25 protein-coding genes are annotated in these 18,977 nt (G+C 36.7%); all 25 read left to right on the forward strand.

What is annotated here, in order from left to right; genetic code table 11:
* Positions 1–2: 2 nt before the first annotated feature.
* The 25 genes from LS41612_RS04555 (at position 3) to LS41612_RS04675 (ending at position 18,968) form a co-directional block, all read left to right on the forward strand.
* Entirely contained in the window at positions 3–1,379 is a 1,377-nt protein-coding gene (locus LS41612_RS04555; protein ID WP_024364769.1) for an SNF2-related protein, read from the forward strand.
* A gap of 13 nt (positions 1,380–1,392) precedes the next feature.
* On the forward strand, positions 1,393–1,923 hold the full coding sequence (locus LS41612_RS04560; protein ID WP_024364768.1) for a hypothetical protein: 531 nt from the start codon (positions 1,393–1,395) through the stop codon (positions 1,921–1,923).
* Positions 1,924–2,144: 221 nt separating this feature from the next.
* On the forward strand, positions 2,145–3,065 hold the full coding sequence (locus tag LS41612_RS04565) for a Kiwa anti-phage protein KwaB-like domain-containing protein (protein ID WP_024364767.1): 921 nt from the start codon (positions 2,145–2,147) through the stop codon (positions 3,063–3,065).
* A gap of 18 nt (positions 3,066–3,083) precedes the next feature.
* Positions 3,084–3,641: a KwaA family protein gene (locus LS41612_RS04570; protein WP_024364766.1), complete on the forward strand. Its 558-nt coding sequence runs from the start codon at positions 3,084–3,086 to the stop codon at positions 3,639–3,641.
* Between the two features lie 82 nt (positions 3,642–3,723).
* Positions 3,724–4,113: an HNH endonuclease gene (locus LS41612_RS04575; RefSeq protein WP_024364765.1), complete on the forward strand. Its 390-nt coding sequence runs from the start codon at positions 3,724–3,726 to the stop codon at positions 4,111–4,113.
* 84 nt (positions 4,114–4,197) lie between these two features.
* Entirely contained in the window at positions 4,198–4,659 is a 462-nt protein-coding gene (locus LS41612_RS04580; protein WP_024364764.1) for a P27 family phage terminase small subunit, read from the forward strand.
* Positions 4,656–6,335 carry a terminase large subunit gene (locus LS41612_RS04585; RefSeq protein ID WP_105928887.1) on the forward strand — a complete coding sequence of 560 codons (1,680 nt, stop codon included), beginning with the start codon at positions 4,656–4,658 and terminating at the stop codon, positions 6,333–6,335. The genes LS41612_RS04580 and LS41612_RS04585 overlap by 4 nt, the downstream gene beginning before the upstream one ends.
* Positions 6,336–6,347: 12 nt before the next feature.
* Positions 6,348–7,601, forward strand: a complete 1,254-nt coding sequence (locus tag LS41612_RS04590) for a phage portal protein (RefSeq protein WP_105928888.1) — start codon at positions 6,348–6,350, stop codon at positions 7,599–7,601.
* Positions 7,591–8,196 carry an HK97 family phage prohead protease gene (locus LS41612_RS04595; protein ID WP_024360935.1) on the forward strand — a complete coding sequence of 202 codons (606 nt, stop codon included), beginning with the start codon at positions 7,591–7,593 and terminating at the stop codon, positions 8,194–8,196. The genes LS41612_RS04590 and LS41612_RS04595 overlap by 11 nt, the downstream gene beginning before the upstream one ends.
* 1 nt (position 8,197) lies before the next feature.
* Positions 8,198–9,367 (forward strand): phage major capsid protein, encoded by a 1,170-nt coding sequence (locus LS41612_RS04600; RefSeq protein WP_024360936.1) that lies wholly within the window; start codon positions 8,198–8,200, stop codon positions 9,365–9,367.
* 38 nt (positions 9,368–9,405) lie between these two features.
* Positions 9,406–9,561, forward strand: a complete 156-nt coding sequence (locus tag LS41612_RS23060) for a hypothetical protein (RefSeq protein WP_158694844.1) — start codon at positions 9,406–9,408, stop codon at positions 9,559–9,561.
* The gene (locus LS41612_RS04605; RefSeq protein WP_024360937.1) at positions 9,551–9,841 is read left to right on the forward strand and encodes a head-tail connector protein; all 291 of its coding nucleotides are present in this window, start codon (positions 9,551–9,553) and stop codon (positions 9,839–9,841) included. The genes LS41612_RS23060 and LS41612_RS04605 overlap by 11 nt, the downstream gene beginning before the upstream one ends.
* A gap of 9 nt (positions 9,842–9,850) precedes the next feature.
* On the forward strand, positions 9,851–10,180 hold the full coding sequence (locus LS41612_RS04610; protein WP_024360938.1) for a phage head closure protein: 330 nt from the start codon (positions 9,851–9,853) through the stop codon (positions 10,178–10,180).
* Positions 10,177–10,605, forward strand: a complete 429-nt coding sequence (locus tag LS41612_RS04615) for an HK97 gp10 family phage protein (RefSeq protein WP_024360939.1) — start codon at positions 10,177–10,179, stop codon at positions 10,603–10,605. The genes LS41612_RS04610 and LS41612_RS04615 overlap by 4 nt, the downstream gene beginning before the upstream one ends.
* On the forward strand, positions 10,602–11,099 hold the full coding sequence (locus LS41612_RS04620; RefSeq protein WP_105928889.1) for a phage tail terminator family protein: 498 nt from the start codon (positions 10,602–10,604) through the stop codon (positions 11,097–11,099). The genes LS41612_RS04615 and LS41612_RS04620 overlap by 4 nt, the downstream gene beginning before the upstream one ends.
* A gap of 3 nt (positions 11,100–11,102) precedes the next feature.
* Positions 11,103–12,161 (forward strand): phage tail sheath subtilisin-like domain-containing protein, encoded by a 1,059-nt coding sequence (locus tag LS41612_RS04625; protein WP_105928890.1) that lies wholly within the window; start codon positions 11,103–11,105, stop codon positions 12,159–12,161.
* A 14-nt stretch (positions 12,162–12,175) separates the two neighbouring features.
* On the forward strand, positions 12,176–12,610 hold the full coding sequence (locus LS41612_RS04630; RefSeq protein WP_105928891.1) for a phage tail tube protein: 435 nt from the start codon (positions 12,176–12,178) through the stop codon (positions 12,608–12,610).
* 24 nt (positions 12,611–12,634) lie between these two features.
* Entirely contained in the window at positions 12,635–13,030 is a 396-nt protein-coding gene (locus LS41612_RS04635) for a phage tail assembly chaperone (protein ID WP_105928892.1), read from the forward strand.
* Positions 13,031–13,239: 209 nt separating this feature from the next.
* Positions 13,240–15,363, forward strand: coding sequence for a phage tail tape measure protein (locus tag LS41612_RS04645; RefSeq protein WP_105928894.1), 2,124 nt, complete (start codon positions 13,240–13,242; stop codon positions 15,361–15,363).
* A gap of 13 nt (positions 15,364–15,376) precedes the next feature.
* Complete coding sequence (locus LS41612_RS04650) at positions 15,377–15,799, forward strand: hypothetical protein (protein ID WP_024364819.1); 423 nt, start codon at positions 15,377–15,379, stop codon at positions 15,797–15,799.
* Entirely contained in the window at positions 15,796–16,776 is a 981-nt protein-coding gene (locus tag LS41612_RS04655) for an XkdQ/YqbQ family protein (RefSeq protein WP_137034887.1), read from the forward strand. Before LS41612_RS04650 ends, LS41612_RS04655 begins: the two co-directional genes overlap by 4 nt.
* A gap of 1 nt (position 16,777) precedes the next feature.
* Complete coding sequence (locus LS41612_RS04660) at positions 16,778–17,137, forward strand: DUF2577 domain-containing protein (protein ID WP_024364821.1); 360 nt, start codon at positions 16,778–16,780, stop codon at positions 17,135–17,137.
* Positions 17,137–17,583, forward strand: coding sequence for a DUF2634 domain-containing protein (locus tag LS41612_RS04665; RefSeq protein WP_051147789.1), 447 nt, complete (start codon positions 17,137–17,139; stop codon positions 17,581–17,583). The genes LS41612_RS04660 and LS41612_RS04665 overlap by 1 nt, the downstream gene beginning before the upstream one ends.
* Positions 17,584–18,624, forward strand: coding sequence for a baseplate J/gp47 family protein (locus LS41612_RS04670; RefSeq protein WP_024364678.1), 1,041 nt, complete (start codon positions 17,584–17,586; stop codon positions 18,622–18,624).
* On the forward strand, positions 18,621–18,968 hold the full coding sequence (locus LS41612_RS04675) for a phage tail fiber protein (RefSeq protein ID WP_024364677.1): 348 nt from the start codon (positions 18,621–18,623) through the stop codon (positions 18,966–18,968). Before LS41612_RS04670 ends, LS41612_RS04675 begins: the two co-directional genes overlap by 4 nt.
* Positions 18,969–18,977: the final 9 nt, after the last annotated feature.

The following is an 18,977-nucleotide window of genomic DNA, read 5'->3' on the forward strand; positions in this document are numbered from 1 at the left end:
GCATGACAAAGTTTGTGCCGCATAGTTACCAAAAGTATTGCATTAATCGAGTGCTAAATACGCCAGCACTTGGATTGCTTCTAGATATGGGATTAGGAAAAACAGTAATCACATTAACCGCAATTAACGATTTAAAATATAACCGTTTTGCCGTACACAAAGTATTAGTTATTGCACCAAAAAAAGTTGCTGAAAGCACCTGGGCAAAAGAAGCCTCTAAATGGGATCATTTAAAGTTGCTGAGGATCTCAACAGTATTAGGAACTGCAGCAAAAAGAATAAGAGCATTAAATACACCGGCAGACATTTACATTATTAACCGTGAAAATATTCCCTGGCTAGTAGATTACTATAGACAATCCTGGCCGTTTGACATGGTAGTGATAGACGAGTTTTCAAGTTTTAAAAATCATTCCTCAAAGCGATTTAAAGCATTAAAAAATGTACGGCCACACATTCAACGAATAGTAGGCCTAACAGGGACGCCAGCACCAAACGGCTTATTAGATATATGGGCGCAAATTTATTTACTTGATGGGGGTCAACGTTTAGGGAAAAATATCACAGGTTTCCGTGAAAGATATTTTGAACCGGATCAACGTACAAGGGATCGAATATTCTCTTATGCGCCTAAAGCTGGCGGAGAAGATGCCATTCAAAATTTAATTGGGGATATATGTATTTCCATGAAAGCAGAGGATTATCTTGAATTACCGGACATTACCTACAACACGATACCGGTAATACTGGATAGCAAAGCAAAGAAAGCATATGAGAAATTAGAAAAGGAAATGTTACTTGAAATAGATGAATCAACAATTGATGCGGGATCCGCAGCTGTTTTAACCAATAAGCTTCTTCAACTATGTAACGGTGCAGTTTATGACGAAGATAGAAAAACTGTTGATGTTCACGATTGCAAGATTGAAGCCTTTAATGAGCTTATCGAAGGATTAAACGGAAAGCCGGCACTTGTCTTTTATAACTTCCAACATGATAAAGAACGGATAATTAAAGCACTTGGCAAGACAAGTTTAAGAGTACGAGAATTGAAAACACCACAAGATGAAACAGATTGGAACAATCGTCAAATTGATATTTTACTGGCACATCCTGCATCTGCAGCATACGGCCTTAATTTACAGCAAGGCGGCAATCACGTTGTATGGTTCGGTCTTAATTGGAGCTTGGAATTGTACCAACAAGCAAATAAACGTTTACACCGACAAGGGCAAACAGAAAAAGTAATCATTCACCATTTAACAGTATCAGGTGGAGTTGACGAGGACGTTATTTCAGCATTATTAGATAAATCAAGTACACAAGACCATCTAATGAATGCCTTAAAAGCAAGAATTGAGAAGGTAAAAGCAGCGTAAAGAGGTGGAAAATGTGAAGCAATCAAAATTAATCGAAGAAGTTACACAAATAGCAACTTTGAAAGCCATTGAGGTGTTTAATGACCAAAAGGAACAGGCTATACAGAAAGAACAAAGTAAACGACTGCATAATACTAAATTACTTCTAAAACATTATCAGGAGTTTAAGTTATACGTTGAAAAGATTGATGAAGATGTAAAAGTGTCTATTCCAAGAGTATTAGTATCAGAAGGGAAAAACCTTATTGACCTGATTACATTTGGCGAAGACATTATTAGTTCAATCAAAGAAACATCGAAACGAACAATTGCAATGGTACAGTACATTGATAAAGCACTCGACACGCTAGACTACATGTATAAGCAAGAAAACAACGTGAGGTATTTCAACATACTGAAAAAAAGATATGTAGATGGCCAAACAATTTCGTACCTGGCCGAATACTATCATATGAATGACAGAAGTATTTACAAAGCATTAGAAAGCGCAACCGAGAGGTTATCTATTTTATTGTTCGGAGTGTACGGTATCAAAGTCGAGTAGGGCAAAAAAAGGGCAACATAAAGGCAGTATTATCATGATAAGATGATAGTATCAACAGTTTTGTAAAAGTACCGATTTCCCTAAGTCGGTACTTTTTATTTACATTTACTAAAGTGTATGATAAAATACGAACGTAAGTTCCCTAGTGCTATTGCTTTATTTTATCTTGGAGTCATGTATAATTTTGTATAAAACTGTTGATAATTAGGGGATGATTACGAGTGGTTACTGTGACAGAATTACATGATTGGCTTCAAGATGCTGCAACAGAAAACGATATAAGATTATATTTTGTTAGAAAAAAAACAAATGGTGAGTATAATTCGTATTCTCCAAATATTAGTGAGGCCTTACATGATACTTTATTCTCAATTGCTTTTACTTCTATTCTTAGTATTAATGGTCTTGAACAGCGTCCGTTTAACCCAATTGGATCAATATCAGGCACTATCGAAACATATGATACTAATCAAGTACAAAATTTTGTACAAGTTTTAGAAAGTTTAAATGAGCAAGTAGTCAGCAGAGAACAATTGCTTGCTGAAGATATAGCAAAACTAAATTTTTATTGCCTTAAAATAACTAACTCTGAAGAAGAATCTATGTATCTGTTTAGAAGGGTTACGAAGTTTAATAAATTAACTAAAGGCAATGGATTTATGGGGCGATTTATTGAAGGTGGCTTTGAAAAGTTAGAGGGTAATCTATTGGGAATGGATGATGCGATAGATATCATAGTGTTTAATCAGGAGATGTTTATACTTAATCATATCTCATTAGAGAGGATATTCTCAATCCATGAACAATACTCCCAAAATGCTGAACAAGCATTACAGAGAATTGAGCAGTCAGGCAAAATTGAAAACTTTGAGAGCTTTAGAGAAGATTGTTTAAACGACAACAGAATAACAAGAACTTTAACTAAAGTATTGGATACACAAGATGCACTGGATAATGTGTTTGCAAACTTTCAAAATGTTGTTGAAGTAGTGGATCTTTTCCAATTGCCAATAGAGTTAATAGAGGATAATGAAAAGATTTTATACCAAGAAAAATCTCAATTGTTGGATATAATAAGATTGATAAAAGATTCTTATTATCGAACACTGATTAACCAACGAGAGGGCGTAGACGATTTATAAAAAATAGGGGAGATGCGTGTGTCGACAAGAATATACAGAATGCTATCGTATATCGCATCATATTTTCCATTGTATATTTTGCTTATTATTTCTAACTATAATGTTTTTTGGGGGGTAGATAAACTTAAACAAATAGCTAAATTTGAAAATAAACCTATTTCAATTTTTATTTTAGTTTTAGTTGTTTTAGTGTTAATCGCCTTTCTTTTTCAACTGTTGGTTAGCAAGATACTAAAAATAACGGAAAGACATAAATTTAAAACGATGAAAAGGCATGATGATAAAATTCTTAATTATGTCGTAACCTATATTGTACCTATGCTATCCATTAATGTATCCAATACATCTACTTTAATTAGTAACCTGGGTCTCTTTGTACTTTTTGGATTTTTATACGTAAAAAACAGTTTAGTACATCTTAATCCTATGCTACTAATTTTTGGATATAATATTTATGTTGATGAGGATGATGTAATAGTGATATCTAACCGTACACTTTATCAATTGAACAGTAATGCAGGAGAGAGAGTTCATGCTAGGCGTTTGAGTGAGAATATTTACTTGATACGGAAGTAGCATAAACAAAAAATAAATGTATTAAAGTCACACTCACCATGAGTCGTGACTTTTTATTATGCATAAGAAAGGATGTGACACGATGCTAAAGAGTTGTGCATATTGTGGTGGGATACATAAGCATGGGCAACGGTGTCCATCTAAGCCAATAGCTACTAAGAAGACTACACACATAGATAGGTTCAGGTGGAGTAGGGCATGGAAGAATAAGCGTGCATACATAGCTGACCGTGACAAACATCTATGTCAAGTATGCTTGCGTAACCTACACAATACACAGACACAATATAACTTCACAGACTTAGAGGTGCATCATATAGAACCTATAGCAGATGCATGGGACAAGAGGCTAGAGGATGACAACCTTATATCGTTGTGTCGTTATCATCATGAGCTAGCAGAGAAGGGAACAATACCTGCAAAAGAATTAAAAAACATTATCTTGGAGAGTACCCCCGGGGTGTTTGGTTAAAAATCGTGAAATCACTGTACACCGACTGCCCCTATTTGCTCTAAAAAAATTCCCTAAATGAAAATTTTTAAGGAGGTGAGGAAATTGGCTAGACCGTCTAAAAGTGTCAAAACAATGAGTAAGAATTTAACGAAGGAAGAAATCGCAATTCGTACTCAAACAGAAGAAAAATTAAAAGGTGCTGCCGATGAAATCTTGCCTCCTACACATTTGAATGCAAGGCAAAAGAAAATTTTCAATTTCATTGTGAAGGAGTTACAAGCAAGTGGGATTCTTGGAAATATTGATATTTATATTCTAAGTACCTGCGCAGTAGCCATTGACCGAGTACAGCAAATTGAAAGAATCATTAACAGGGATATTGAAAGGCTTTTAGATCGTAACTTATTGAGTGCTAAAGATAAGTATTCAAAAGAATTTTTCCGTTGTTGTAATGAATTAAGCCTGTCGCCACAAAGCCGAGCTAAGCTAGGTAATATTAATTTCCAAGTTCGTGTGGAAGAAGATGATCCACTGTTAAAAGTATTGAGTGGTGGTAAAACATGATATTTGATAAGGCGGTAAAATACGCTGAAAGGGTTGTAAAAGGTAAGGAAATTACAACAAAAGAGGTCATTATCCAGTGTAATTGGTTTTTAAGAGACTTAGAAAAGCAATATGAAGATAAGTTTGATTACTATTTTGACATGGACGAAATAGAAAAAATCGAAGGACTATTGGAATTACTTAATTTTGCTACAGGTTTAGGCGTTGCAGGAAAAACAATATTAGAGGGCTTGGAAGGTTTCCAGGCTTTTTTTCTTGTCAATATATTCGGATGGCGCTTTAAAAGCGATAAAGAAAAGTTTAGATACCGTGATATTACGCTGTTTATTCCTCGTAAGAATGCGAAGACGTTCATTTGTGCTTTAATCATTATCATCTTAATGCTAACGGAAGATGACTACTCAGAGTTCTATTCTATTTGTTTGGATCGTGAGCTTGCAGGTGAAGTTAAAAAGGCTATGACGCAAATTATTATGGCCAGCCCTGGGGTTGCTAAATACTTTGTGATTCCAAAAACATTGAGTGGCCGTATCGTTTGCACATTAACGAATAGTTTTTACCAAGCACGTACTGCAGAGGCAAATAGAAACAACTCAATTCGTCCATCTGCTTTTATCGCTGATGAAGTGGGTGCATTTAAAGATTACAAGAATATAAACGCCATGAAGTCAGGACAATTAAACGTTAAAAATCCATTACGCTTTAAATTAACAACTGCCTACGCTGAGGATAAATCAATCATGCTAGAAGAATTGGCGTATGCAAAAAAAGTATTTAATGGATTTATTGAAGATGACCGCATGTTTGCGCTGCTTTATTATGCTGAGGACGAGCATTTATGGGACGATACGGGGCTATTACAGGCGAATCCATTAAGAGTTGAGGAAAACTATAACGAGATACGAGATAGCCGTAAATCAGCCATAGAAAAGCCCTCAGAACGTGAAGAATATCTTTGTAAACATATGAATCACTTTTTACCTTCTAATAGTGGCGAAGCGTATGTAAATGTGGAAGACTTGCGAAAATGTAAAATGGAAGATTTCGATTGGTCTGGCCGTCAAGTTTGGCTAGGTTTAGACTTGGCCATGACGAATGATAACTGTTCATTCTCGATAGTGACAGAGGAAGACATGCAAATATATGCGGATTCCTATGCATTTGTGCCGACTGAACGTATTCCTGATAAAAACCGAGTGGAAAAGATTAATTACTACGACCACATTAAATCAGGTAAATGTTTTTCTTGCGGTGATATGACTGTAGATTATGGCTTTATTGAACAAAAGGTTCTGGAAGTAGAAGAACAATTCAATGTCATTGTTATGGGTGTAGCGTATGACCGTTATAACTGCCTTTCTACAGCTCAGAAACTAGAAAAGGAAGGTTTAGTTACTGTAGAAGTAAAACAGCATTCAAGCGTATTACATCCAGCTACAAAGCTATTACGAGAAAAGATTATGAACAAAGAGTTCCATTACACTGAAAATGAATTACTAGAAGAAAATTTCCAAAATGCAAAAGTTACAGAGGACACCAATAAAAACATTTACGTTAATAAGAAAAAATCAACTGGCAAAGTGGACATGGTTGTAAGTCTAATCAACGCAATCTACTTACTGCAGCATGATGTCATCTTTAATCCTGATGCTGATTGGGGCGCACAAATCATTTAAGGAGGTGAGATTGTGAGATTAATTAAAGAGTGGCGCGAATGGCGTAATTATAGACGAATTCAGGAATTTCGTGAGAGTGGAATGGATGAATTATTGCTGCAGGCAGGGTTAGCAAATGCTGTTTTAACAAAGGAAGAAGCGCTAAGTATACCTAGTGTTGGCACCTGTGTAGATTTAATTTCGGGTCTTATTGCTACTCTACCTATCAAATTGTACAAAGAAAACAGCGGTAAAGTTGAAGAAATGGAAGATGATAGACGCATCATTTTGCTTAATGATGAGACACACGATACACTAGATGGCTTCCAATTTAAAAAAGCTTTAGTAACTGATTATTTATTAGAGGGTGCAGGGTACGCATATATCAACCGGAGAAGAAATGATGTTGAAAGTCTCCACTATGTTGAAAATCGAAATGTATCGGTGCTAGTTGGCGTTGATCCAATATTTAAAAGCTATGATATATCCGTTAATGGTGTGAACTATCGCGAATTTGAATTTATAAAAATCGCTCGAAATTCTAAAGATGGTGTGACAGGTAATGGAATCATAAAGGATCACAATAAAATATTATCTGTTGCATATAATACGCTTGATTTTGAGGATTCACTTGTTAAAACAGGTGGAAATAAGAAAGGGTTCTTAAAGTCATTAGGCCGATTGTCAAAGGATGCAATTGCGGAATTAAAAACAGCCTGGAACAATTTATACAAGAATAATACAGAAAATATTGTTGTATTGAACAATGGCTTAGATTTCAAAGAGGCATCGAGTACATCGGTTGAAATGCAGCTGAATGAAAACAAAAAGACCAATTCAAGCGAAATAAATAAACTTTTCAAAGTACCCGACAGCATTTTGGATGGTTCGGCCAATGAAGAAGTGCATACAAACTTTATTAAAAATTGCATACTGCCGATTATTCGAGCAATTGAAACGGCATTGAACAAGGACTTGCTTCTTCCATCGGAAAAAGTGCAGTCTTTTTATTTTGCTTTCGATATGAAAGAGCTTGTCAAAGGTGACACCGAAAAACGCTATAAAGCTTACGAAATTGCCCTTAAAAATGGGTGGATGCAGGTAGACGAAGTTCGTTATTTAGAAGATCAACCACCACTTGGTTTAGATTTCATTAAGTTGGGCTTGCAAGATGTATTATATGATCCGAAAACAAAGACAATTTACACGCCAAACACAAATAAAACCGCTGATATTTCAGATGGTGGCCACGAAAACGAGAAGGGAGGTGAAGAAATTGAGGATTGAAATTAGAGAAAATCAAGTGTTGCTCGATGGTTATGTAAATGCTGTGGAGCGTGAAAGTCGTATTTTACCTTCACCAAGAGGTCGATTTAAAGAAAAAATCCGTGCTAAAACGTTCGAAAGAGCTTTAGATAAGGCGGAAAACGTTGATTTATTATTTAATCACGATAAAAACCGTAAGCTTGGATCCTTACAAGAGGGCAATTTGCAACTGTATGAGGATAACATTGGTTTACGCGCTATCGCTCATGTATCTGATGAAGAAATCATTCAAAAAGCAAAAGATGGCAAGTTAAAAGGCTGGTCATTTGGCTTTGTTGATAATAAGCCATCGTGGGAAGACGGGGAAGATGGCATTCAGAAACGCACATTAGAGGACATCGAGCTATTAGAGGTGTCTATTTTAGATAAAACGCCAGCTTATGTTGCTACTTCAATTGAAGCTCGCGGAGAAGATCAGACAATTTCAGAAACTCGCGGAGCAGATTTTAAAGCTGAGATTGAAAATCGCTCAGAAGATACAAGTAATAAAAAAGATATTGATTATTCAATGTATGAAAAACAAATTGAGCTTTTAAAGTTGAAAGGTGGAAACTAACATGAAAAAAGATATTAAGAAATTTATTGAAACACGTTCTATGCCGTCTCTAGTTGAGCAGCGAAACAACTTATTAGATGAAATGGATAATTTACTAAAGGGGGCAAAAGAAGAAACTCGAGCACTAACGGAAGAAGAAGCTACTCGTTTTGATGAAATCAAAAATGAAATTGCTGGACTTGATAAAACGATTACTGCATTAGATGAAGCACGTTCTTTGGATAAAAAAGTACCTGCGAAACAAGCTGAACAGCGTACGCAAGAAGAAGCCGAAACGCGTGCTTTCGATCATTACATTCGTGGTTTAGTAGAGGAAAGAGCAGATGTTAATTTAACAGTAGGCGCAAACGGGGCCGTAATTCCTTCTAGTATTGCAAACAAGATCATTCAAAAGGTATACGACATTTCACCAATTTATCAATTGGCAACTCGCTATAATGTAGGCGGTACATTAAGTATTCCATACTATGATGAATCTGCAGGAACTATAGAAATGGCTTATTCTGATGAATTTGTGGATTTGGAATCTACTAGCGGTAAGTTTGGATCAATTGAGTTAAAAGGTTTCTTAGCAGGTGCCTTAAGTAAAGTATCCAAATCACTTGTTAATAACTCACAATTTGATCTTGTTTCGTTTGTAGTTGGGAAAATGGCTGAATCAATTGCTAAATGGATTGAAAACCAATTGTTAAACGGTACACCAAACAAAGTAACTGGTCTTTCAACAGTTACGCAAAGTGTGACTGCAGCAGCTGCAACAGTATTAACAGCTGATGAATTAATTGATGTACAAGAAGAAGTACCTGATGCTTTCCAGGGTAATGCTATTTGGATCATGAACAAAACAACGCGTAAAGCTATTCGCAAATTGAAAGATGGACAAGGTAACTACTTATTAAACAAAGATGCTACCGCACGATGGGGCTATACTTTATTAGGAAAAGATGTGTATACATCTGATAATATGCCAGGAATGGAAGCAGGTAAAACGGCTATTTTCTACGGTGATATGTCAGGGCTTGCAGTAAAACTTGCTGAAAATGTTTCAATCGAAATTCTACGCGAAAAATATTCTACTCAACATGCAATTGGTGTTGTAGGCTGGATTGAAATTGATGCTAAGGTTGAAAATGCTCAAAAAATCTCTAAATTAGTTATGAAATCAGCGTAGGGGCTATACTCTACGCTTCTTTTATTGGAGGTGACAGGATGAAAGTAAAAGCACTTGTAAGTTTTTCAGGTAGCGTCACAATGTCAAAGGATGAAGTTAAAGTGCTGCCAAAGAATGTGGCAGATGATTTGTTACAAGCTGGCCACGTAGAGGAAGTTGTTGTGAAAAAGCAGGTGAAAACTGATGCAGGTTAGTGAAATTACACCAGTTGAACTGGCTAAATATGCGCGAGAAGACGAAACAGAATCAGATGTTATTTCGACTTTTACACTTATTTTATCCGCTGTAAAAGCTTATATAAAAGGATATACAGGGCTATCAGATGAACAACTGAACACAAAAGAAGACATTTCAATTGCTGTTTTTGTGCTTTCGAATGAAATGTATGAAAATCGCATCTTTACGGTGAAGGATAACAACGTGAATAAAGTTGTTCAATCTATTTTAGATATGCATTCAATCAATTTACTTTGAGGTGAGATTATGAATCCTGGAGATTTAAGACACAGAATTGAAATCCTCACTAATCAAAAGGCTAAAAATGAGTTGGAAGAAACCATTTATAAATTTATACCTTTAAAAAAATTATGGGCAGCTATCATTCCACAAACTGGCTCGTTACAAAAACAGGTAGCTGATACGATCCTAACAAATGTTACACATAAAATCATTGTTCGATATAACGCTGGAAAAGACATTACAAAGGATATGCGTATCAGATATAAGGACCATGAGTTTGAAATCAAATATGTTCTCAATCCTTATTTCAAGAATGAAACACTTGAAATCTTTGTCCAGGAGGTGTTGAAGTGAGCATTCAAATGAACGGTTTAACTGACTTTCAACGTGATTTATTTGATGTGGCCACTAGGCAAATACCAAAAGAAATGCCAAAATTAATGCGGAAAATCGGCACCAAAGCAAGGACAAAAGTAGCCAGTAAAGCACGTAGCCTCGTGAAAAAGAAAACAGGCAAGTACCATAAGAAATGGAAGCGAGGTAAAGTCTTTGTGGGTTATCAAGGTGAGCTTGTTGTCCGTGTTTATAATTCATCCCCGCACGCTCATTTAGTAGAAGATGGCCATAGAATGGTTGACCACGATGGAAATGATTTAGGTGTCTTTGTTCATGGTAAAAAACCATTAGACAAAGGTATGCGTGAATTTGAGTCCTCTGGTGATGTAGAAAAAGAAACAGTAAAATGGCTAGATGAATTGTTGAGGAAAAAGAAACTATGATTACTTTTAAACAAATTAAAACGACAATCAATAAGAAACTGCAGTCTAATTTTATTGATATCGATGTTTCTAGTAAATCAGCTAATGAAGGATTTACACGGCCATCGTTTAAATTGGAATTAGATAATGTGAAGCGTGAGGGCTATTTAACACAAGTTGAAAAGTCTTGTACGGTTCGCATTTTTTATTTTCCTACAGATGAAAATGATAATGCAATTGAATTGCTAGATGTTCAAGAAGCACTGGGTAATTTATTTGACCTTAAATTTTCTGTGGAAGACCGCCATTTAGATATAGTCGAACCTAATTTTGATGAGATCGATGGTGTATTGCAATTTGAATTTGACCTTCAATTCTTTGACGGCCGTGAATACGGTGAGGGAAGTTCAAGTTCAAATACTGATATTGAGGATGAAATTAAAAACGGGAAAGAATGGTATGAGAAACATCCAGTTGAGATTATGGGTGAGTTGGATGACGAGGAAGGGGATTAAGCAATGGGCCTACCACAAATTATTATTGAGTTTAATGGGAAAGCCGTTACAGCTATTAAGCGTAGCCAGCTTGGAATTGTTGCATTGATACTAAAAGACGACGTGCAAACGGCTGATACAGTAACGTATAAAAGCATAGAGGAAGTAAAAACCGATGCATGGTCAACAGAAAACTTAGATTACATTCAAAAAACTTTCATGGGTACACCAAGTAAAGTCATTATTGAACGCTTGGCAACAACTGCAGTTGATTATAATGCCGCATTAACACGCTTGAATAACAAGCGATTTAATTACTTGGCCATTCCAGGTATCGAAGACAAGGATACAACAATTATTGCAACTTGGATTAAGACTAAACGTGACAATAATAAGAAAACATTTAAGGCAGTTTTACCAAACTGTGATGCAGATCATGAAGGAATCATTAATTTCACAACAACAGGAATTAAAGTTGGCGAGAAGGATTATACAACTGCAGAATACACAGCGCGGATTGCTGGCATCCTGGCAGGGTTGCCATTTACACGTTCATCTACTTATTACGAGTTGAATGAAATAGATGTTATTACAGATATTGAAGATCCTGACACAGCTGTCGATAATGGTGAGCTAATCCTTATTAACGATGGTGAAAACATTAAAATCGGACGAGGCGTTAACAGTCTGACAACAACAACAGGCAAAAAAACAGAAGACTTTAAATCAATCCGTGTTATGGAAGTACAGGACTTAATAAAAGACGATATTCGCACCACATTTGATAAAAATTACATCGGTAAACACAACAACACCTACGATAATCAAGTGTTGTTTATCCGTTCAATTAATGCTTACTATGATGGCTTAGAAGGAGAGGAAATTCTTGATCCGAACTATGACAACAAAGCTGAAATAAATGTACAAAAACAACGCTCAGCGTGGGAGTCAACTGGTGTAGATACTACGGATTGGGATGATCAAAAAGTAAAAGAAATGTCCTTTAAAAAGAATGTATTCTTAGGCAGCAACATTAAGATTGTAGATGCTATCGAGGACTTAGATATGGATATTGCGATTTAAGGAGGGATTGACACATGTCAAAATTAAAAGCTAATCGCGTTATTAACGGCACATATGGCAGCGTGTGGGTGAACAACGAAAAGTGGCTCGATATTGAGGAATTTGAAGCCAAAGTAACCATTGATTATGAAGATGTAAATATGGCCGAAGATCCAGCAACTCATAAAAAGATGCTTGGTTGGTCAGGTGAAGGAACATTAAAAGTTAAAAAGGTTTATAGCCGAGGCGCAAACTTGCTGGCTGATGATGTGAAAAAAGGAATATTGCCTGACGTGAACCTTGTCGGAAAATTAGCTGATCCTGGAGCATTTGGTTCAGAACGTGTAGCCATTAACGAGGTTACATTTAATGAATTTATGCTAATGCAGTTTGCACAAAAAACGGCATTAACAGAGGAATTGCCATATAACTTTGCTGATTACGATTTCATTGATCGGATTAGTGCTTAAATAACCACATTGGAGGAATTGGAAATGACAAATAAAGAAATTAAACGTTTATCAGTTGTAGATTTAATGAAAGAGAAAGAAAAATATCAAGTGAAGGATGATGTCACAGAGGAAGTAGTTGTTGAGCGCTTAGATGTTGTAGTAGTTTTGCGTAAACCTGAAAAGTCTTTATGTGTAGATACAATGAAAATGGCGCGAGATGAAAACAATGACACGGATGCTGATGAATACATTGTTTACAACACAATGATTGAGCCAAATTTAAAAGATCCTGAATTATTAGCAGCATATGGTTGTAAAAAAATCCCTACTGAAATCGTATCAAAAATCTTTGATCCGGGGGAAATTGCCCAATTATCAGAGGTGGCGTTTGAATTAGCTGGATATAAAAAAGGCGGAGTTAAAGCTATAAAAAACTAATTGATAGTGATGATGATTTTTATTTTCTTCATCACTATAATCAAAAAGGCTTTAAGCTTGAATATTTATTAAATCTTGATTACGATACAAAGCTATTTATGACAGCAAGTTTGGACAAGGAGTTAGAAGAAAGAAACAAACATATGCAAGCTGGAGCGATGAAGACAGTCTCGTTCTAGCTTTTTTCTTTTGCTAAAGGCGGTGAGAATATGGGCAGAAGGGTTATTTCAGCAATCTTATCATTACAAGACCGTGATTTTTCTAGTAATTTAAGGCGTGCTAGTGAGAGAGCTGATGACTTTGGGCGAGGTGTCACAAGAGTCGGCAATCAAATCCAACGCTTTGGACAAGGAGCAACTAGAGTTTTTAAAGGAGTCGCAATGGGAGCTGGTGCCATAGGTGCAGCAGGAGTTGCGGCATTAGGAGCAGGCGTTGGAAAATCTATCTTGGATATGAACAGCGCGTTAAACACTTTACAAGCCCAAACTGGTGCAACTGCCTCTGAAATGGAACAGTACGGAAGTGCTGCAAAAGAAGTATTTAGTAAAGGGTACGGTGAAAACATCGATGAAGTTACAGGTGCATTAGCGCGTGTAAAACAAAACATGAAGAATATCGATAATGGAGAATTAAGTAAAGTTACTTCTAATGCGATGTTTTTAGCTAAAACGTTTGATGGTGACGTGAACGAAGTCACACGTGGCACGAATAACATGATGGAGGCTTTCGGTATCTCTGCAGATAAAGCATTTGATTTATTTACTGCAGGTGGTCAAAGAGGGTTAAATTTTTCAGATGAAATGTTTGATAATGTTGCAGAGTATTCGTCCTTATTTGGCACAATGGGGTATAGCGCAGAAGAATACTTCGGCATCTTGGAAAGAGGCGCAAAAGCAGGCGTTTACAACTTAGATTACGTTAATGATGTTATGAAAGAGTTCCAAATTCGTGTTAAAGACGGCTCAAAAGGCACAAGCGATGCTATGGGCGATTTATCACAAGGAACGCAGAAAGTATGGAAAGATTTTTTAGATGGTAAAGGAACCGTATCAGATGTAGCAAGTAAAGTAGTTGGCGAATTAAAAGGAATGGATGACCAAGTAGCAGCCAATCAAATAGGTGTAGGTTTATTTGGTACTAAGTGGGAAGACCTCGAAGCAGGAGCCATGTACGCAATGCTAGGTTCAAAGGAAGCTATGAAGGATTTTGAAGGAGCAACGGATTCTGCATCTGCCAAAGTGGAAGGGAGTCTTAAAAATAGGTTAATTTCATCATGGCGAGAGCTACAGGTCGGTATAGCCGATGTTGTAAACGGTGCAGGTGCACAAGAATTTTTACAAGGAGTTGCTCAAAAAGCTGATGAATTAGTACCGAAAATTCAAGGTATTGTGGAAAAGGCATTTGAGTTTGGAAATACAGTAAGAGAGAACTGGGGACCAATTAAAGAAACGCTCATTGGAGTGAGCACAGCAGCTGGTGTACTAGCGGTTGGAATGGGCACTTTAAAAGTGATTACTACTGTTACCACGATGGTGCAAGGCTTTAAAACAGCTATGGGACTGGCCACTGCAGGACAATGGGCAATGAACACGGCCATGCTTGCTAGTCCACTTACTTGGGTAGTAATCGGAATTGCAGCAGTAATTGCTGCAGGTGTTTTACTATATCGAAATTGGGACGTTGTAAAACAAAAAGCAAGTGAATTGTGGCAAAGATTACTCGATAATCCAATGCTAGCACTTGTAGCTGGTCCAATCGGAGCACTCATTGCTGCAGGAATCACGCTATATCAAAATTGGGACAAGGTTCGCGCTGGTTGGGATACAACGTGGAACACTATTAAAAGCGCGGCTGGAAGTGGTGTTAATTTTGTTATCGATAAGCTCAATGGGCTTATTAAGGTAATTAATAAAATCCCTGGTGTAAACATCCCCATTGTCCCTAAAGTCAGTTGGGGAGATGTAAAAACGGGTGTGGACAATATTAATAAAACCTCAGCAGGTGGTAAAGTACCGCAGTATGATGTTGGTTCTAACCGGATTGAAAAGGATCACCTAGCACAAATCCATAAAGATGAAATGATTATTCCAGCTAGACAAGCAGAACGTGTGCGTGCTGCAGGTGGTAACATCGATAACATTGATAAAATGATTCAACCGTCACCTGTTGCTGTAGCAACGCCTACAACTACAGGAAGTACCCCACAGCCCGCAACTGCAAATAACGGCAATGTACAGGTTATTATTCAAAACTTAAATGCTAAAGGTGTTACACCTATGGAAGTCGCGAATGAACTTGTGCCATTACTAAAATTAAGATTGGCCAATTTATAAGGAGGTTGAATAGATGGACATTTTTCTAAGCACAATGGACCGTAAGCAGATTATTCAACTTCCTATAGTTCCATCTGAGTTTAAAATACCTAGTCCTGTGAATAATGAAGTTTTCACTACGATTAATCAAGGTGACATTAAATTACTTGGTCGTAGAGGCTTGAAATCTCTTACGATTGATTCTTTTTTTCCTTCAAAGGTGTATCCATTTTCACGAAACAATAAATATTTTGGGTGGGAGTATTACGAGATCATTGAGGGCTGGATAGATAAACGAATGCCAATTCGACTGATTATGTCCAACACACCTATTAATATGCTAATGACAATCGAAAATTTTGAGGCTGGACTTCAAGACGGTTCGGGGGATGTTTATTATTCATTGGCTCTATCAGAATTTAAAGAGATTATTTTAGAAACAAAGAAGGTGAAATGATGGCTCATGAACTATGGCTAATTAAAGGTGATACCATGACAAACATTACGCCTATGCTGGGTACACTGACATGGCGTAGTAACATGGATGAATTAGGAGACGAAATTAATTTTAGTATCGCTTTTACTGATACAAATTACTTCCCTGTGAATCCATGTGATATTGGTGATATGGTAGTCCTAAGCAACAATGGCAAGGAAATAACGCGAGCAATTATTGTGGACGAACTGAAAAACGGTATTGCGCCAATTGCATACATTGCCTTTGATTATGCCTTTTACTTAAATAAATCTACAGCTGTATATCAGTTTAATAAATTATCTGCAGACGCTTGTATCAAGAAAATAGCTAAAGATTTTAATATCCAAATAGGTAACATCGTATCTATTCCAAAAGCCATTACGAAAATATTCAATGATAAAAAAGTAAGCGAAATTATCAAAGAAATTCTAACGACAGCAGAACAATCATTAGGCGTAAAATATCTCATGGAAATGCGCCAAGGTAAACTATACATTGAAAAACAAAGTGATGTAGTAGTAACCGGCACATTCCAATTATTCGAAGGTGGTCCACAATACGATATTCATTCAGCACTTATGAATCCTTCTAAAAGGCGTAGCATTACAGAAATGGCTAATACAATCCAGGTTGTAGGAAATAATGACAAAGTAGTTTTAACTAAGTCTGATAATAAAATGGCTGAGAAGTATGGCCGTATTACTAAAGTCGTGAAGCTAGATCAGAATGAGAAGAAAAGCGCTAAACAAGTAGCTGAGAATGAATTAAAACAGTTATCGAAAGTGACGGAAGAAAATAGTGTTGATTTGATGGGCCACGATGATTTTAGGGCTGGTCGACTGTTTGCACTAGAAGAACCGACCACGGGCATTAAAGGTACTTTCTTAATTAAAGACGTGTTGCACACGATTAGTAAAGGTATTCATACCATGAAGCCTACATTAGAGGTGAAATAAAATGGATGCAGTAACAGAGCTTGCAATTATGTTGAGAAATAATGAAAATCCTAAGCAAGTTTCAATGTCTACAGGTATTGTCATTTCGCCACCGCCTAATGCTCAAATACGGTTAAATGAAACCGTCATTCTTAGTAATAGTCAATTAGTTTTTGCTGCTCATGTCCTTGAAGATTATGAACGTGAAATTGAGCTAGAGGGTGATATTCGATTTACAGATAGTCAATTTCAATCATTTGAAGCGAAAGAAGTGAAATCTAAAACAAAAGACACGCTTAAAGAAGGTGACGAGGTAATATTGTTACCAACTGCAGATGAACAGCTTTATTTTGTTGTAGGTAAGGCGGTGAGGTTCGAATAATGTTACCTAAGATTGCTCAACTAGAATTTAATACGCAAGAAATTGAAACGGACTTACCTCCACTTGGTAAGTCTTTTTTGTATGACTTTGATAAAGGTGATTTTGTCTTTAAAAATGGAAAAATGATTGAGATTCATGGCTTGGAAACCTTAAAACAATGGATTTTAAAAGTGTTAAAGACTGAGCGCTTTCGCTTTAGGATTTATAAAGATATTCCTTATGGCGTGACATTAGAGGATTTAATAGGTTCTAGCCTACCACGTGCCTTTATTGAAGCAGAAATTAAACGAGAGGTTACAGCTTCATTGTTAGAACATACACACATTCAAGAGATTCAGGAATGGCAGTTTAGCCATGATGGAAAATGGATGCGGATAAAATTTAGAGTCGTCACGGTAGAAGGTGCATTCGAAATTGACGAGCCAATAAAGAAGGTGGCAGCGTAGATGGAAGATGAAAAAATCATTCATGATCGAATGATGACCAATATTAGTAATGATTACGATAAGTCAAAAGGTAATTTTGTTTATGATGTGACAAAGCCAGTGGCCGTTGAATTTGCTGAACAACAAAAGAAGATTGCTGCAGTACAAGAAAAGTTAGATGTTGAAAAGTTAACCGAAGACGAGCTTACTCGGTTTGTTTATCAACGCACAGGAATTAGCCGTAAACCTGCTACCCAAGCAACAACAACCGTCATTGTTTCTGGTACAGCTGGCACACTTGTTAAAGTTGGCGAGCTAGTTGGTACAGACACAATTTTATACACAGTCCTTGAAGAAGCTGTTCTAAATGAAAGTGGGTTTGCTCATGTTCGAGTGCAATGTAATGAGTTTGGCCAAATAGGAAACGTGCCAGCGAACACCATTATAAATTTCCCTGCATCTATCAATGGCTTGGTGAATGTGTACAATCCTGATGCTGTTGTTGATGGTTACGATGAGGAAACAGATTATGATTTACGTCAACGTTATTATGATAAGCTACAGCGTCCAGGTAAAGCAGGAAACAAATATCAATATCGAGAATGGGCATTAGAAGTAACAGGTGTTGGGGATGCAAAAGTATTTCCGCGCTATAATGGTCCGTTGACAATGAAAGTGGTCGTGATCGATGCGAACAAATTACCTGCAACAAGTGAATTAATTAAAGATGTAAAAAAACATATTGAAATAGAAATGCCATTTGGTGTTGAGGATTTGCTTGTTATATCTGCAGAAGCACTATTAATTAATCTGTCAGTAGCCTTAACATTAATGCCTGGTTACACAGAGGAAGTAGTCAAAACAAATATTAAAAAGAACATTACAACGCATTTGAAAGAGATAGCTTTTAAAACATCATTTGTAAGCTATGCAAAGGTTGGGGCGCTCATTATTGATAGTGATGGTGTTTTAGATTATCAGAATCTATTAATCAATGGATCAACTGCTAATGTGGTTATTCCTGATGACGGGGTGCCAGTAATGGGAGGTATTAATGAATGAATCACATGACAGTGTATTTAAAAAATAAAGTTCTAACGGACAATTTACGAACAACGCCAGTCTTTGTAGCCTTGTTCAATGGAGACATTGAAGTAACTGCAGCAAGCTACTCACGACAACCAGGCGTATTTGCATCACCTGCAGATGGCCAAACATCCAACAGCGCTGATATTCTGTTTCCTATTGCTGCAGAGTCATGGGGAGATATTACGCACATTGGGATTCTTGATGCTAAAACAGGTGGTAATTTGCTGTTTAAATCGCAGGCAGAGTTTACGAAAAACATCGATATATCTAGCCAGTACAAGATTCCTAAAAACTATTTAATTGTCCGATTGAGGTAGGTGATAAAC

This window comes from Lysinibacillus sphaericus (assembly GCF_002982115.1).
GTDB classification, from domain to species: Bacteria; Bacillota; Bacilli; order Bacillales_A; family Planococcaceae; genus Lysinibacillus; species Lysinibacillus sphaericus.

Excerpts from the sequence above, each read along its gene's own strand:
- LS41612_RS04605 (WP_024360937.1), top strand. The coding sequence starts at position 9,551 with ATGCAGGTTAGTGAAATTACACCAGTTGAACTGGCTAAATATGCGCGA.
- LS41612_RS23060 (WP_158694844.1), top strand. The coding sequence starts at position 9,406 with ATGAAAGTAAAAGCACTTGTAAGTTTTTCAGGTAGCGTCACAATGTCA.
- LS41612_RS04625 (WP_105928890.1), top strand. The coding sequence starts at position 11,103 with ATGGGCCTACCACAAATTATTATTGAGTTTAATGGGAAAGCCGTTACA.
- LS41612_RS04670 (WP_024364678.1), top strand. The coding sequence starts at position 17,584 with ATGGAAGATGAAAAAATCATTCATGATCGAATGATGACCAATATTAGT.
- LS41612_RS04555 (WP_024364769.1), top strand. The coding sequence starts at position 3 with ATGACAAAGTTTGTGCCGCATAGTTACCAAAAGTATTGCATTAATCGA.
- LS41612_RS04675 (WP_024364677.1), top strand. The coding sequence starts at position 18,621 with ATGAATCACATGACAGTGTATTTAAAAAATAAAGTTCTAACGGACAAT.
- LS41612_RS04660 (WP_024364821.1), top strand. The coding sequence starts at position 16,778 with ATGGATGCAGTAACAGAGCTTGCAATTATGTTGAGAAATAATGAAAAT.
- LS41612_RS04665 (WP_051147789.1), top strand. The coding sequence starts at position 17,137 with ATGTTACCTAAGATTGCTCAACTAGAATTTAATACGCAAGAAATTGAA.
- LS41612_RS04655 (WP_137034887.1), top strand. The coding sequence starts at position 15,796 with ATGATGGCTCATGAACTATGGCTAATTAAAGGTGATACCATGACAAAC.
- LS41612_RS04575 (WP_024364765.1), top strand. The coding sequence starts at position 3,724 with ATGCTAAAGAGTTGTGCATATTGTGGTGGGATACATAAGCATGGGCAA.
- LS41612_RS04650 (WP_024364819.1), top strand. The coding sequence starts at position 15,377 with ATGGACATTTTTCTAAGCACAATGGACCGTAAGCAGATTATTCAACTT.
- LS41612_RS04630 (WP_105928891.1), top strand. The coding sequence starts at position 12,176 with ATGTCAAAATTAAAAGCTAATCGCGTTATTAACGGCACATATGGCAGC.
- LS41612_RS04600 (WP_024360936.1), top strand. The coding sequence starts at position 8,198 with ATGAAAAAAGATATTAAGAAATTTATTGAAACACGTTCTATGCCGTCT.
- LS41612_RS04610 (WP_024360938.1), top strand. The coding sequence starts at position 9,851 with ATGAATCCTGGAGATTTAAGACACAGAATTGAAATCCTCACTAATCAA.
- LS41612_RS04620 (WP_105928889.1), top strand. The coding sequence starts at position 10,602 with ATGATTACTTTTAAACAAATTAAAACGACAATCAATAAGAAACTGCAG.
- LS41612_RS04585 (WP_105928887.1), top strand. The coding sequence starts at position 4,656 with ATGATATTTGATAAGGCGGTAAAATACGCTGAAAGGGTTGTAAAAGGT.
- LS41612_RS04645 (WP_105928894.1), top strand. The coding sequence starts at position 13,240 with ATGGGCAGAAGGGTTATTTCAGCAATCTTATCATTACAAGACCGTGAT.
- LS41612_RS04635 (WP_105928892.1), top strand. The coding sequence starts at position 12,635 with ATGACAAATAAAGAAATTAAACGTTTATCAGTTGTAGATTTAATGAAA.